At 43.3% G+C, this 13,020-nt stretch carries 12 protein-coding genes; 9 read left to right on the forward strand and 3 right to left on the reverse strand.

Translation table 11 applies throughout. The features are described from left to right. The 3 genes from K6V26_RS11575 to K6V26_RS11585 all read left to right on the forward strand — a co-directional run bounded on the left by K6V26_RS11575 (position 1) and on the right by K6V26_RS11585 (position 2,272). Positions 1-516 carry an outer membrane beta-barrel protein gene (locus K6V26_RS11575; protein WP_129696749.1) on the forward strand — a complete coding sequence of 172 codons (516 nt, stop codon included), beginning with the start codon at positions 1-3 and terminating at the stop codon, positions 514-516. A gap of 145 nt (positions 517-661) precedes the next feature. Further along, positions 662-1,729, forward strand: a complete 1,068-nt coding sequence (locus K6V26_RS11580; protein WP_224265407.1) for a GNAT family N-acetyltransferase — start codon at positions 662-664, stop codon at positions 1,727-1,729. A 75-nt stretch (positions 1,730-1,804) separates the two neighbouring features. Continuing rightward, positions 1,805-2,272 carry an alanyl-tRNA editing protein gene (locus K6V26_RS11585; protein ID WP_224265408.1) on the forward strand — a complete coding sequence of 156 codons (468 nt, stop codon included), beginning with the start codon at positions 1,805-1,807 and terminating at the stop codon, positions 2,270-2,272. Between the two features lie 72 nt (positions 2,273-2,344). On the opposite strand, the gene K6V26_RS11590 is transcribed toward K6V26_RS11585, so the two are convergent. The 3 genes from K6V26_RS11590 to K6V26_RS11600 are packed head-to-tail and all read right to left on the reverse strand — an operon-like array spanning position 2,345 to position 5,189. Next, positions 2,345-3,301, reverse strand: coding sequence for an ABC transporter permease (locus K6V26_RS11590; RefSeq protein ID WP_007656046.1), 957 nt, complete (start codon positions 3,299-3,301; stop codon positions 2,345-2,347). Then, positions 3,294-4,034, reverse strand: coding sequence for an ABC transporter ATP-binding protein (locus tag K6V26_RS11595; protein ID WP_007656044.1), 741 nt, complete (start codon positions 4,032-4,034; stop codon positions 3,294-3,296). The genes K6V26_RS11590 and K6V26_RS11595 overlap by 8 nt, the downstream gene beginning before the upstream one ends. Before the next feature lie 3 nt (positions 4,035-4,037). Then, on the reverse strand, positions 4,038-5,189 hold the full coding sequence (locus K6V26_RS11600) for a COG1470 family protein (RefSeq protein WP_044246210.1): 1,152 nt from the start codon (positions 5,187-5,189) through the stop codon (positions 4,038-4,040). Positions 5,190-5,512: 323 nt separating this feature from the next. Here K6V26_RS11600 and K6V26_RS11605 point away from each other — a divergent pair, with 323 nt between their 5' ends. From K6V26_RS11605 to K6V26_RS11630, 6 genes are all read left to right on the forward strand, one after another. After that, positions 5,513-6,784: a phosphoglycerate kinase gene (locus K6V26_RS11605; RefSeq protein WP_007656041.1), complete on the forward strand. Its 1,272-nt coding sequence runs from the start codon at positions 5,513-5,515 to the stop codon at positions 6,782-6,784. 305 nt (positions 6,785-7,089) lie between these two features. Then, entirely contained in the window at positions 7,090-8,571 is a 1,482-nt protein-coding gene (gene proS / locus K6V26_RS11610; protein WP_046147312.1) for a proline--tRNA ligase, read from the forward strand. Between the two features lie 184 nt (positions 8,572-8,755). Further along, the gene (locus K6V26_RS11615) at positions 8,756-9,880 is read left to right on the forward strand and encodes an AraC family transcriptional regulator (protein ID WP_046147313.1); all 1,125 of its coding nucleotides are present in this window, start codon (positions 8,756-8,758) and stop codon (positions 9,878-9,880) included. Positions 9,881-10,027: 147 nt separating this feature from the next. Next, a complete protein-coding gene (locus K6V26_RS11620) occupies positions 10,028-10,549 on the forward strand; it encodes a porin family protein (protein ID WP_224265409.1) in 522 nt (173 codons plus the stop codon). Between the two features lie 560 nt (positions 10,550-11,109). Next, on the forward strand, positions 11,110-11,559 hold the full coding sequence (locus K6V26_RS11625) for a helix-turn-helix domain-containing protein (protein ID WP_046147315.1): 450 nt from the start codon (positions 11,110-11,112) through the stop codon (positions 11,557-11,559). Positions 11,560-11,594: 35 nt separating this feature from the next. Beyond that, positions 11,595-12,932, forward strand: a complete 1,338-nt coding sequence (locus K6V26_RS11630; protein WP_122329139.1) for an OmpA family protein — start codon at positions 11,595-11,597, stop codon at positions 12,930-12,932. The last annotated feature ends 88 nt before the right edge of the window (positions 12,933-13,020 follow it).

Raw genomic sequence — 13,020 nt, forward strand, 5'->3', positions numbered from 1 at the left:
ATGAAAAAGTTAGTTTTTACTTTGGTGGTTGCATTTATGGCAATCATCAGTGCTGATGCACAGGTTTATGTAGGTGGTTCATTTAATCTTACTCACGACAAGAATGCCGATGTTACCAATTTTTCTATTGCACCAGAAGTCGGTTATAACCTGAACGAAAACTGGGCTATTGCAGCAGAGATCGGTTATACACATTTCAAATCGGACGAGAACAAAGCTAATGCGTTTAATTTTGCTCCTTATGCCCGCTTTTCATTCTTCGAAAAAGGTATTGTCCGTTTATTCCTGGACGGTGGTGTTGGTATCTCTACCTATAAAAGAGAAAGCTACGATAGCGTCAACGGTTTCGAAATCGGTATCAAGCCGGGTATTGCACTTGAAATATGCAAGAACCTGACATTTGTCGCTAAATACGGATTCGCCGGTTATCGCGATGATTATAAATATGCCAACAGTACATCCGGTATCAGCCTGAGTTCTGAAGACCTGACTTTCGGTTTCCACTACGAATTCTAATTATCAATCAAACAGGAAGAGCCTGTCTTTATCCTACTCCGGATAGACAGGCTCTTTTTCTTTCTGAGCGCCACTTCTTCAAAAAATATCCTGTTGCCCGAAATATATCATTATATTTGCATCCACTGAAATATAATGATATAATATGGACAATTCAGATTTACTATTCCGGAAAGCAGAAGAAGCAGATATAGCACGTATCTGGGAAATCATCGGACAAGCCAAAGCGCAAATGCGACGGTTGAACAGCCATCAATGGGATGAGAATTATCCGGCACTTGAAAACATTGCCAAAGATATTCAATCGGGAAACGGATATGTCTTTTGCAATAAAGAAAATATAACTGTCACTTATGGCGTTATTTCTTTCGACGGAGAGCCAGCCTACAAAGAAATCGACGGTAAATGGACAAACGATCTTCCTTACATGGTGGTTCACCGACTGGCCGTAGCCGATGAGATGAAACATCAAGGATTGGCGAAACGTTTTATGTTGCAGGCGGAAGAAGTAAGCCGTAACAAGGGCATCTATGCATTTCGCATCGACACCAATTTCGACAATCAGTATATGCTCCGCTTAATAGATTCTTTGGGATTCAGTTACTCTGGAGAAGTTTCTTACAGGGGAGATAAACGCAAAGCGTTTGAAAAAAGCATCCGCCCCCACTCCTCTTCTTTCGGGATTCCGGGTTATACGATCCGGGAAGCTATTTATGAAGATGCAGAAATCATATACGAAGCGATAGATAAACATCGTGAGGATTTACGGATCTGGTTACCGTTTGTCGATGGTTTAAACAGTGTTGCGGATGAACAGTCATTCCTGGAATCTACATTAAAAGTGCCTTATAAAGAACGGGATGTCGTATATATCATTGAAAAAGGCTTTGCGATCTGTGGTCTGATCGGTTTTCATTTCTCAGACCGAACAAACCATCGTACGGAAATAGGATACTGGCTGCTTCCTGAGTTTCGGGGAAAAGGTGTTATTACACGGGCCGTCCATTATCTCTGCCAATGGGCGTTCTTTGAAAAAGATTTCAACCGCATCCAGATACGATGTGCCGTGGGCAATCAACCCAGCAACGCCATTCCTCTACGTTTAGGCTTCACACTGGAAGGAACGGAACGTGACGGAGAATTACTTTCTTCCGGTGAATACACGGATATAAATGTATATAGTTTACTGAGGAAGGAGTTGGAGTTGAAATAATAATAAATCAACCTGTGTAAAAATCACACAAGTTCAAACAAGTTGCAGTAAACCTCATCAATCAAAATAATTAAGATGGAACAAGAAATTCAATTAAACGAACATAATAAGGCTGAATATCCACCGATGCATACAGCCGAACATATTTTAAATCAGACGATGGTTCGCATGTTTGGTTGTCCGCGTTCGAAGAATGCCCATATAGAAAGGAAAAAGAGCAAGTGCGATTATGAATTATCGGAAGCGCCTATCGCTGAAATGATGGCAGAAGTAGAACGCCGGATAAATGAAGTAATAGAACAGCATCTGCCTGTAACGATCGAATTTATTCCGAAAGCGGAAGCCGGAGCCATTGTCGATCTCAGTAAATTACCGGAAGATGCGAGTGAGACATTACGTATTGTTCGTGTCGGAGATTATGATGCCTGTGCATGTATTGGTGCACATGTCAGCAACACTTCTGAAATAGGGCGGTTTAAACTCTTGAATTACGATTATACTGACGGACGGTTACGCCTGCGGTTCAAACTGGAAACTGCATAAACAAAGATATAATTATTAAAGAAAGGCTCTTATCCCCAACACAGGTAAGAGCCTTTTCTGATATTAATCGGATTAACGGGAACGAACTTCCCTTCTCATAAAAGAAACGTAAGACAAGGCAAAACAAACAACTGTCGCTGCAATCAACCCTGTCAGCTGCGGCCAGACAACGATCAGGCTCTGGCCCAGAGGCAACGGACTGGGGATAGCCCCATGCACCTGTTCCATCGTCAACGGTCCCAGACTTCTGACAGAAGGCATCAGCAAGGTTGTCGTTGCATCACTGAACAACTGGCTCGGCGCGAAGCGCAACAGATTAAGCATAAAGCGCTGGTAGCTGATTATCTGGTAATCGCTGGCAAATCCGGAAGGACTGAGTGCTTTCCCTATCAGATTGATAATCATATTATAGAACACACTGAAAAATAACCAGATGGCCACACAAGCCAGTGCGGATGTCGCAGCCTGACGGAACTGTATGGAAAAGAATATCGACAGATTCAGCCAAAAAGCAACATAGAAGATGCTGACAATGATAAAAAACACCATCCGCAAAAACTCTTCCGCCGTCGGAGGAATACCGATCGCTATCAATCCGAATCCCATCACCAGAAATCCCAGGGAGAACAACATAATGCCAATAACAATCAATGCCCCGACGAATTTGGCATTAATCAGGTAATCACGATGGATAGGTTGAGACAGGATACGACTCAATGTACCTCTGTTTTGTTCAGAATTGATCGCATCGAATCCTAACGCAATCCCCAGCAAAGGCCCCAGGAAACTGATAAAGACAACAAAAGAAGGCAAAGTTCCATCCGAAACGGTAAACAGTTTCAGGAAAAGGAACGCATTGTCTGGGTCATTAGGCTTGATAGAGTCTCCGATATTAGTCAGAGCAGTATATAACGACCCCATACAAGTCAATGCAATAAGGACGATCATGATAATAAAACGCCAGCTTCTCACATGATCGGAGACTTCTTTATTCACAATTACCCAAAAGGGATGATATATTCTATTCATGACCTTTACCTCCTTCGAAATAATGATTATAAATATCATCGAGTCCGTGCTCTTTCTTCTGTTGCTCCGTCAGTTCAATGTCGGCCAACAGTTTACCACTGCTGAACAGACCGACACGGTTACAGACCTGCTGAACCTGGTCCAGATGATGGGAAGAGAACAGCACCGTCAGCCCTTCTTCATGACTCAGCTGATGAATCAGGTCCATAAACTCACGGACACCGGCAGGGTCTATTCCTGATGTCGGTTCGTCCAAAATAATTACTTCCGGATCTTTAATCAGGACATCTGCCAAGCCTAAACGCTGACGCATACCCCGCGAATATTTACCGGCTTTCTTATTCCCTTCATTCATCAGACCGACTCTTTCAAGCAATTGAACAGCTTTTTCCTTTGCATCCTTCTTCGGAATACCGTTCAGCTGAGCTGTATATACCAGATTTTCTATCCCGGTCATGTCGTCATAAAACCCGACATCTTCCGGCAGATAGCCAACTATCCGTTTTACTTCTATCGGGTGCGTAGTAGAATCTACGCCACATACTTTCACAGAACCCGAAGTCGGCTCAGTCAGTCCCAGCATCATCAGGATCGTTGTAGACTTTCCGGCTCCGTTAGGTCCCAGTAATCCGAATATGTCCTTTTTATTAATGGTCAGGTTCAAATCATTTACCGCAGTAAAACCACCATACTTTTTTGTCAGTCCGGTAAGTTCAATAACTGGTTGACCCATGGCTTACCTCCTTCCATATTTGCGGAACAGATAATAGACGCCTCCCAATACCAAAACAATGATCAGAACACCAACCCAGCCCCATATCATCGGAGTTTTTACGGAAATACGAAAATCGGTTGTAGCATTTACCTCCGGAGTCTTGACTGTCATCTTTGTTACATAATCTCCGGGAAGTGCTTTTTTAGAAGCCTTTACCGTAGCAACAACGTTTGTAGTCTGTCCGGCTCCCAGCTTCATCAGTTTTGCCGGTTCGAAAGTAACCTCCCAGTCTACCGGTTTGCTGGCAGAAAGCTCTATATCTTTTAGTTCGGCAGAACCGGTATTTTTCACAACCAAATCGATCCGTTTCGTCTCACCGGCTGTAATATCAGAACTGAGCAAACCTCTCGGAGTAGTCAATTCCATTTCATAAGAACCGGTAACTACCACTTCCAGGTCCAGATCGGCAGAAGTGGAACCCGTAGAGGCATGAACAGGAATTTTATAACTTCCTGCTGCAACATTAGCCGGCGGGTTGACGTCGATAGTTATATTCTGGGTTGCATTAGGTTCTACCTGTGCAGATGTTGCCTGCTTATAATTCGGCTTGAATACCACATTCCATCCCCGCTGTACATCGGCTGTCAAAGCATAGAGTTGCTGCTCCGCTGTACGGTTCTTGATCGTTGCGTTGAATGTAAATGTCGATTTGGAATTTCCCTCCATGTTCGGCTGTGTAGTCGTGAAATCAGTCTGGTAAGTTCCCTGCTTGGAGACAGTAATCGTAAGCGGGAGTTTCGCCATTCCGTCGGCAGAGACCGTAAAATTATAAGTACCTTTATTCACCTTCACCGGCACTTCGACCTTTAAAGAGAAATTTTTCTTTTCATCCGGCAGAACTGACAACTGACTGATTGTAAAACCTCCAGACTTCACCTCATAACTCCATCCCCGGGGCATTCCTTCCACGGAAATCGTCGCATTCTTCACTTCGTCACTTTTGTTGATGACGTCAACACTGTAATCAATCGACTCTCCCGGTGGAACAGAAATCTTTGTGTAGGGAGTGTACAACATCACGCTCTCTTTTGTGTCCGTAGCGTGGATCTTACAAGGGATAACACCCAATAACAGTACCAATAGTAGGTTTAAACAGTTAATTTGCATTTTCATAATGATTTTTATAGAGTATACAAAAATGATTACTTAATTAGCTGGTGACAAATATATAAACTGTGATTATTAGCAATTATTAAAAGTGTTAAAAAAAATCTATTACACAAGATCTCCCATCTTTTTACCCTAAGGCCCTCTCCTGTTTACGACAACAGATTATTCAGCATCTATACATTATATATAGACAAAACCAAAAGATGTCATTCGGATGCTAAATAGACCGAATTATTATGTAAATGTAACACTGAAATAAAATATTTTTATGTAAGTTTGCGAGCGCTAAGAAAGACATTTTATACAGAAATTTAAATACAAGAGTTATGCAATCAATTGACAATTTCAATTTTGCCGGCAAAAAGGCATTTGTAAGAGTTGACTTCAACGTTCCATTGGACGAAAACTTCAACATCACAGACGACACTCGTATCCGTGCCGCTCTTCCTACTCTTAAGAAGATCCTGGCAGACGGTGGCAGTGTAATTATCGGTTCACACCTGGGCCGTCCGAAAGGCGTTACAGATAAATATTCTTTGAAACATATCCTGAAACACGTTTCTGAACTGCTGGGCGTAGAAGTTCAGTTTGCTAACGACTGTATCGGCGAAGAAGCCGGCGCTAAGGCTGCTGCATTGCAACCGGGCGAAGCATTGTTGCTGGAAAACCTTCGTTTCTATGCTGAAGAAGAAGGCAAACCAAGAGGTTTGGCTGAAGACGCAACAGACGATGAAAAGAAAGCTGCCAAGAAAGCCGTTAAAGAAAGCCAGAAAGAATTCACAAAGAGACTGGCTTCTTATGCAGACTGCTATGTAAACGATGCATTCGGTACAGCTCACCGTGCTCACGCTTCTACAGCGCTGATCGCTGACTACTTCGATACTGACCATAAGATGTTCGGTTACCTGATGGAAAAAGAAGTAAAAGCTGTCGATAAAGTAATGAGCGACATCACTCGTCCGTTCACTGCTATCATGGGTGGTTCTAAAGTTTCTTCTAAAATCGAAATCATCGAAAACCTGCTGGGTAAGGTAGATAACCTGATCGTAACAGGTGGTATGACTTATACTTTCACAAAGGCTATGGGTGGTAAGATCGGTAACTCTATCGTTGAAGACGATAAGTTGGATCTGGCTCTTGACCTGATGAAGAAAGCAAAAGAAAAAGGTGTAAACCTGGTATTGGCTGTAGACGCTAAGATTGCTGACGCTTTCAGTAACGACGCAAACACTAAATATGCTGACGTAAACGAAATTCCTGACGGATGGGAAGGTCTTGACATCGGTCCTAAGACTATCGAAATCTACGCTGACGTTATCAAAAACTCAAAGACTATCCTTTGGAACGGTCCTACAGGCGTATTCGAATTCGATAACTTCACTGACGGTTCACGTGCAGTAGGTAACGCTATCGTTGAAGCTACAAAGAACGGTGCATTCTCTCTTGTTGGTGGTGGCGACTCTGTTGCCTGCGTTAACAAGTTCGGTATCGCAGATCAGGTTTCTTATGTATCTACAGGTGGTGGTGCTTTGCTGGAAGCTATCGAAGGTAAAGTTCTTCCGGGTATCGCTGCTGTAAAGGGCGAACCGTATAAATAAGAATAAGAAAATACTCTTATCTAAATAAGCGCCAAGGCTGTCCCTGAAAAGGTGACAGCCTTTGTTTGTTTCATCCTATAGAAACAGTTGTTTCATTATGAAGAAACTGTTGTTTCTATAGGTAGAAACACTTTTTACCATAGAAGGAAGAATCATTCGGAAAGTGTCATTCTTCTATGGAAATTTATACCCGTATCAGAATATATTCTAATATCAGTCTTGCATATTGGAACTCAATCTAAATATTTTGTACCTTTGCCCGACATTATTCGAAAATCATTGAAAACAACATAGAATTAAAGAAAATGGCAAAAGAGCTGAAAGAACTGACTAAGAGAAGTGTAAACTACTCTCAGTGGTACCAGGATTTGGTTATTAAAGCGGATCTGGCAGAGAATTCTGCTGTACGTGGCTGTATGGTTATCAAGCCTTACGGATACGCTATTTGGGAGAAGATGCAACGTATCCTCGACGATATGTTCAAGGAAACAGGACACGTAAACGCTTACTTCCCTCTGTTGATCCCGAAATCATTCTTAAGCAAAGAAGCCGAACACGTGGAAGGTTTCGCCAAAGAATGCGCTGTTGTTACACATTATCGTCTGAAAACAAACCATGACGGTACAGGTGTAGTTGTCGACCCGGCAGCTAAACTGGAAGAAGAACTGATCATTCGTCCGACTTCTGAAACAATCATCTGGAACACATACCGTAACTGGATTCAGTCATACCGCGACCTGCCTATCCTATGTAACCAATGGGCAAACGTGATGCGCTGGGAAATGCGTACACGCCTGTTCCTCCGTACCGCAGAATTCCTGTGGCAGGAAGGTCACACGGCTCACGCTACCCGTGAAGAAGCAGAAATCGAAGCAAAGAAGATGCAGGAAGTATATGCAAACTTTGCTGAAAACTATATGGCAATGCCGGTTATCAAAGGTGTAAAATCTGCCAGCGAACGTTTCGCAGGCGCTTTGGATACCTACACTATTGAAGCGATGATGCAGGACGGAAAGGCTTTGCAGGCAGGTACTTCCCACTTCCTGGGACAGAACTTCGGTAAGGCTTTCGATGTTACTTTCATCGACAAAGAAGGCAAGAGTGATTATGCCTGGGCTACTTCATGGGGAGTTTCAACCCGTCTGATCGGTGCCCTGATCATGTCTCACTCGGATGATAATGGTCTGGTATTGCCTCCGCACCTCGCTCCTATCCAGGTTGTGATTATTCCGATCTACCGCAACGATGAACAGTTAGCTCAGATCAGCGAAAAGGTAAACGGTATCGTTGCCAAACTGAAGAAGATGGGTATCTCCGTTAAGTTTGACGATGCAGACAACAAAAAACCGGGATGGAAGTTCGCAGAATACGAACTGAAAGGTGTTCCCGTACGTCTGGCTATGGGCGGACGCGACTTGGAAAACAACACGATCGAGGTAATGCGCCGCGATACGCTGGAAAAAGAAACCATCACTTGCGACGGTATCGAAGAATACGTACAGAATCTGTTGGAAGAAATCCAGCAGAACATTTTCCAGAAAGCTCTTGATCATCGTACAGCTTGCACGGTAACTGTCGATACTTACGAAGAGTTCAAAGAAAAGATCGAAGAAGGCCTGTTCATCATGGCTCACTGGGACGGTACTCCCGAAACAGAAGAACTGATCAAGAACGAAACCAAAGCAACTATCCGTTGTATCCCATTGGAAGGCGATAAAACACCGGGTAAGTGTATGGTTACCGGCAAACCTTCCGCACAACGCGTATTGTTTGCACGGGCTTATTAAGCAACATAAACAATAAAATATATGAATGAGGATATGCCTTCACAGGTGTATCCTCATTTTTTATCTATTGTAAATCAAGCTTAATATATCTTTTACATAAAAAAATAATTATTTTTGTACGTAAAGACTAATATGATTACAGAGCAAACAATGGCTTAAATCAACCCAAAAAACAGAATAGATAATGGGATACACAGAATTCATATTGACAATAAATTCCTCTTGCATTACCATACTGATCATATTGGCAATAATTTTGTTGGTTGCCACCCGCTTCCGGGGAGAGAACGGATACGCGGCAGCCATTATCGTACTTCCAAACGTTCCGGTCTACATTTATAATATGAGCCGTATGCTGGGTTGGCACGAGATCACCCTGTTCATGTTTCCCATCAGTTACTCTGTCAATACAATGTTGATGCCTCTACTGTGGCTTTTCACTCTCAGAAATTTCGATACGGACTTTCGCTTCAGACCGATACAACTGCTACACTTCATTCCTGCAGCCGTTTCCGTTATCATCGTACTTTCGCTGTCTACACAAGAACGGATGGATAATATTATATATGAAATGAGCGGCGACGATATGTGGGTCGGCGATCTCAATACGCTTATCATATTATTCCAGATGTTCCTTTATTTTGCAGCCATTTTCCGTTATCTTCATAAAAAGAGACACTATATCAAAGAAAACTGGTCTGATGCGGAATACCTGCAAAAAGAGTGGATACCGAAACTGATGTACCTGTTTGCCGCCCTGTTTGTTATCGTCATGACCTGCTACGTGATATGGCCCCGGACGGACGCCTGGCTGATACAAATACTGAATGTTATAGCTATGAGCTATTTGACATACAACTCTATAGCACATCCGGCCGTACTTTCCACAACCGAAGAAGTGTCGGCCACAGAAAACAACAGTGAGAATACCCCCTCTCCCATATTGGATGAAATACAAATGCAGGAAATCTGCAAACGGGTAACCGAGTACCTGGAAACCTCTCAAGCATTTCTCCGGAACGACCTCTCACTGGCAATGCTTTCCAAAGAAACCGGTATCCCGCAAAAGATGCTTTCACGTGCCGTCAACAGCTATATGAAATGCAACTTCTTTGAGCTTATAAACGCGATGCGCGTGGAAAAAGCCAGGCAGCTATTACTTTCACCCGAAACTTCCGGTTATACGATAGACAGCATTTACGAAGAATGCGGCTTCCGTTCCCGTTCGACATTCTTTCTTGCCTTTAAGAAAGCGGAAGGGAAATCTCCCGCCCAATGGCTCAAATCGCAGAAAAACGAAACTTTTTAGTCCGAATGCAGTGCATTCAAATTAACCCGGGCTCCGATTATTAGGAGCTCTCGTTCTTTTATGTTCTCTTTGTGCTCATAATTATCGAGTTAAAAACAGCGGAACCGAAAAGCTTACGAGTAGGATAAACTTCTAATTTCTTCCATTATGAAAAGGACTATTTCAAGAAAAGTTTTGTTTTTGATGCTAACTCTTTTTACAGCATTTGCCATTCAGGCACAGGAAAAAGGAGATATGGCAGCAGGTCTTAACCTGTCTTACGGCACAAAAAGCGGTTACAGCAATTTTGGGGTCGGAGCCAAGTTTCAGTACAGTTTTACCGATGCTCTCCGTATCGAGCCGTCAGCTACCTATTTCTTCAAAAAAGATTATGTAAGCATGTGGGATATCAATGTAAACCTGCATTATTTATTCCATGTAGCCGACAAGTTCGCATTCTATCCCCTGGCAGGCGTTTCACTGCTCGGAGCCAAAGCAGATCTGGGTGACAGTCTGAAAGAATACGGCGTGAAAGCCAGTGCTTCCGAAACCAAATTCGGAGCCAACCTGGGAGCCGGTGCGCAATATTGGCTGACAGATAATTTCGCCCTGGCTTTCGAAATTAAATACCAATTAGTCAGCGACTACGACCGTCCGGTGTTCACGCTCGGAGCAGCATACAAATTCTGAGCAAAGTACTGTTAATAAACAAAAAAGAGCAACAGTCCGAAAAAGAGTACGCGAATACTTCCAAAGTCCGAAATTCTTGTTATATTTGTGACGTTGCCGTCAGGTAACAGACATTTTAGACACATGGAAAGTGTTTAGCTTTGTTCTCAGAGATAAAATCTGGTAAATTTTTCGCAGGAGAATGATAAGCTGTACTCTTCACGTCATTGTTATATACATACGAGTATATGTCAAAGGGCGTGGGCTGTTGCTTATTTTACTGCACGGGTTTACCAGAGCCTATCTCTTAAAATAAGTCAAGAGTCCCACGCTTTCCTTATAATATAAATAGCCGTACTCCGGGACTAAACGGCAAGAACCTGTCAATGCACATGAAAAAAACAGAAACTCTCTATCCATTCCCGGCATCATTTATTCGTCCTGAATGCATTCTTTTAGTCAGAAACTAGTCTGAATGCAAGGAATTCGGATTTATCCGAACGTTTATTTCTAGGTTACCCGGGGATTTTATCGTCCATTTGCAGCAAGCAAAGTTTATCGCACCATCAAATCGCAATGTTATGGTAACCAAAGACAGTCAGAAAGAAAATCATCCTTCCGGTGAGAACCTCCGGCTCCAACTGCCGTCCGATCAGATGGCTGAATATTGCCGACGGGTGGTCAGCCACCTGGAAGAAGAAAAACGATATCTCAATCCGAACTACTCGTTATGGGATTTATCGCGCGAGACTGGTATTCCTGTCAAAATGATATCCAAATCTATCAATAAATATATGAAGCGGAACTTTTACGACTTGATTAACCGGATGCGGATAGAAGAAGCCAAAGCCATACTCAGAGAAATGGCTGTAACAAACAGTAAAGCGATGATCGAAGAGGTAGGGACACAATGCGGATTTCATTCCCGTTCCGTTTTCTTCTCTCGGTTCAACGAATATGAAAGAATGAGCCCGAAGAAGTACATGAATTTGTACGAGAAACCTTCTCACAAGCCTGGCAGCGGCAAATAAATAACATCAAACTATAATTTATAAATCAAAGAAAAATGAAAAAGCTAGTATTAATTCTATCCGCCTTGTTGTTCCTGATCGGGACAACGGACGTACAAGCCCAATGGGGAAAGAAGCTCCTTAAAAAAGCAGGTGAAAGTGCCAAGCGGGCAACAGAACGTAATGTCGAAAAGAAAATAGACAAAGCAGTGGACAAAACTTTCGATAGCGCCGAAGATGCGGTGACGGGGAAAGGGAATGATGATAAAGGAGAAAAGAAAGCGAATACGAATTCGCAAGGGGATGTAGAAGTCATAGGCAATGATGGAAATATGCCCCAGGAGTCGCAACAATCGCAACAGCCTCAACAATCGCTCGAAATGACGTATGCCAAGAGTGACTTCGTACCAGGTGATGAGATTATCTTCGACGATGACGTGACCCGTGAACAGATAGGAGAATTTCCCAGCCAGTGGGATTTATTAAAAGGTACTGTTGAGATCGCTCAAATCAACGGCGATAAAGTGATACTTTGCGTAAGTCAGGACGATCCGATCATTGCGCCGCTATTCGATGATATGAAAAATTATCTGCCGGAAAAGTTCACGCTAGAATTTGACTTTTGGGTAGGGCCTTATAAAAAGGGAGATGGTGAGCCGCAAAATTGCTATATCGTACGTTTTTACAAACCCGGATCGAGCAGTCGTGTTCAACATATTACTCTTGACGACTGGTATAATAATAGTGCCTCAGAGCATCGGACAGCACTATCTTGGACGTTTACTCCTTCCTCCGGCGAGGATAGTCGTAACGGAAGCGATAAATCTTTCCGGACTATCCCGAACTCATGGAACCATTTCTCACTGTCCTTCAATCAACGGGCAATGAAAGTTTACATAAATGGCATCCGCTATGCCAATATTCCGAATACGGTAGCACCCGGACATTTTGATATATGTTTTTATAGAGGTGGTGGATATTTTACGAATAACACTTCCATCCGCAACATCCGTATCGCCAAAGGCGCCGTCCCATTGTACGACCGCATGATGTCTGACGGTAAATTCATCACCTACGGTATCACCTTCGATGTCGGCAAATCGACCATCAAACCGGAGAGTATGGGTGAAATCAACCGTATCGTCACCTTGATGAAAGAAAACCCCGATCTCAAATTCTCCGTCGAAGGCCATACCGACAGCACCGGCAACGAGGCTTCCAACCAGACACTGAGTGAAGCCCGCTCGAAAGCCATCGTCGACAAACTGATCGAACTGGGCATCGCCACCGACCGCCTCACCGCTTCCGGCAAAGGACAATCCTCTCCCATCGCCGATAACGGAACCGACGAAGGCCGTGCCAAAAACCGACGGGTTGAATTTGTCAAGCTGTGAGAGCAGAGCCAAACTTGTTTGAGCTATGCCGAGCAGCGCCGACAAATGGGCGGAGCCAATTTGTGAAGCAGTAAGTAAACGCAGAGCC

Origin of the sequence: Parabacteroides goldsteinii (assembly GCF_020091425.1) — a bacterium.
GTDB classification, from domain to species: domain Bacteria; phylum Bacteroidota; class Bacteroidia; order Bacteroidales; family Tannerellaceae; genus Parabacteroides; species Parabacteroides goldsteinii.

Excerpts from the sequence above, each read along its gene's own strand:
- K6V26_RS11575 (WP_129696749.1), top strand. The coding sequence starts at position 1 with ATGAAAAAGTTAGTTTTTACTTTGGTGGTTGCATTTATGGCAATCATC.
- K6V26_RS11580 (WP_224265407.1), top strand. The coding sequence starts at position 662 with ATGGACAATTCAGATTTACTATTCCGGAAAGCAGAAGAAGCAGATATA.
- K6V26_RS11585 (WP_224265408.1), top strand. The coding sequence starts at position 1,805 with ATGGAACAAGAAATTCAATTAAACGAACATAATAAGGCTGAATATCCA.
- K6V26_RS11590 (WP_007656046.1), bottom strand. The coding sequence starts at position 3,301 with ATGAATAGAATATATCATCCCTTTTGGGTAATTGTGAATAAAGAAGTC.
- K6V26_RS11595 (WP_007656044.1), bottom strand. The coding sequence starts at position 4,034 with ATGGGTCAACCAGTTATTGAACTTACCGGACTGACAAAAAAGTATGGT.
- K6V26_RS11600 (WP_044246210.1), bottom strand. The coding sequence starts at position 5,189 with ATGAAAATGCAAATTAACTGTTTAAACCTACTATTGGTACTGTTATTG.
- K6V26_RS11605 (WP_007656041.1), top strand. The coding sequence starts at position 5,513 with ATGCAATCAATTGACAATTTCAATTTTGCCGGCAAAAAGGCATTTGTA.
- proS (WP_046147312.1), top strand. The coding sequence starts at position 7,090 with ATGGCAAAAGAGCTGAAAGAACTGACTAAGAGAAGTGTAAACTACTCT.
- K6V26_RS11615 (WP_046147313.1), top strand. The coding sequence starts at position 8,756 with ATGGGATACACAGAATTCATATTGACAATAAATTCCTCTTGCATTACC.
- K6V26_RS11620 (WP_224265409.1), top strand. The coding sequence starts at position 10,028 with ATGAAAAGGACTATTTCAAGAAAAGTTTTGTTTTTGATGCTAACTCTT.
- K6V26_RS11625 (WP_046147315.1), top strand. The coding sequence starts at position 11,110 with ATGGTAACCAAAGACAGTCAGAAAGAAAATCATCCTTCCGGTGAGAAC.
- K6V26_RS11630 (WP_122329139.1), top strand. The coding sequence starts at position 11,595 with ATGAAAAAGCTAGTATTAATTCTATCCGCCTTGTTGTTCCTGATCGGG.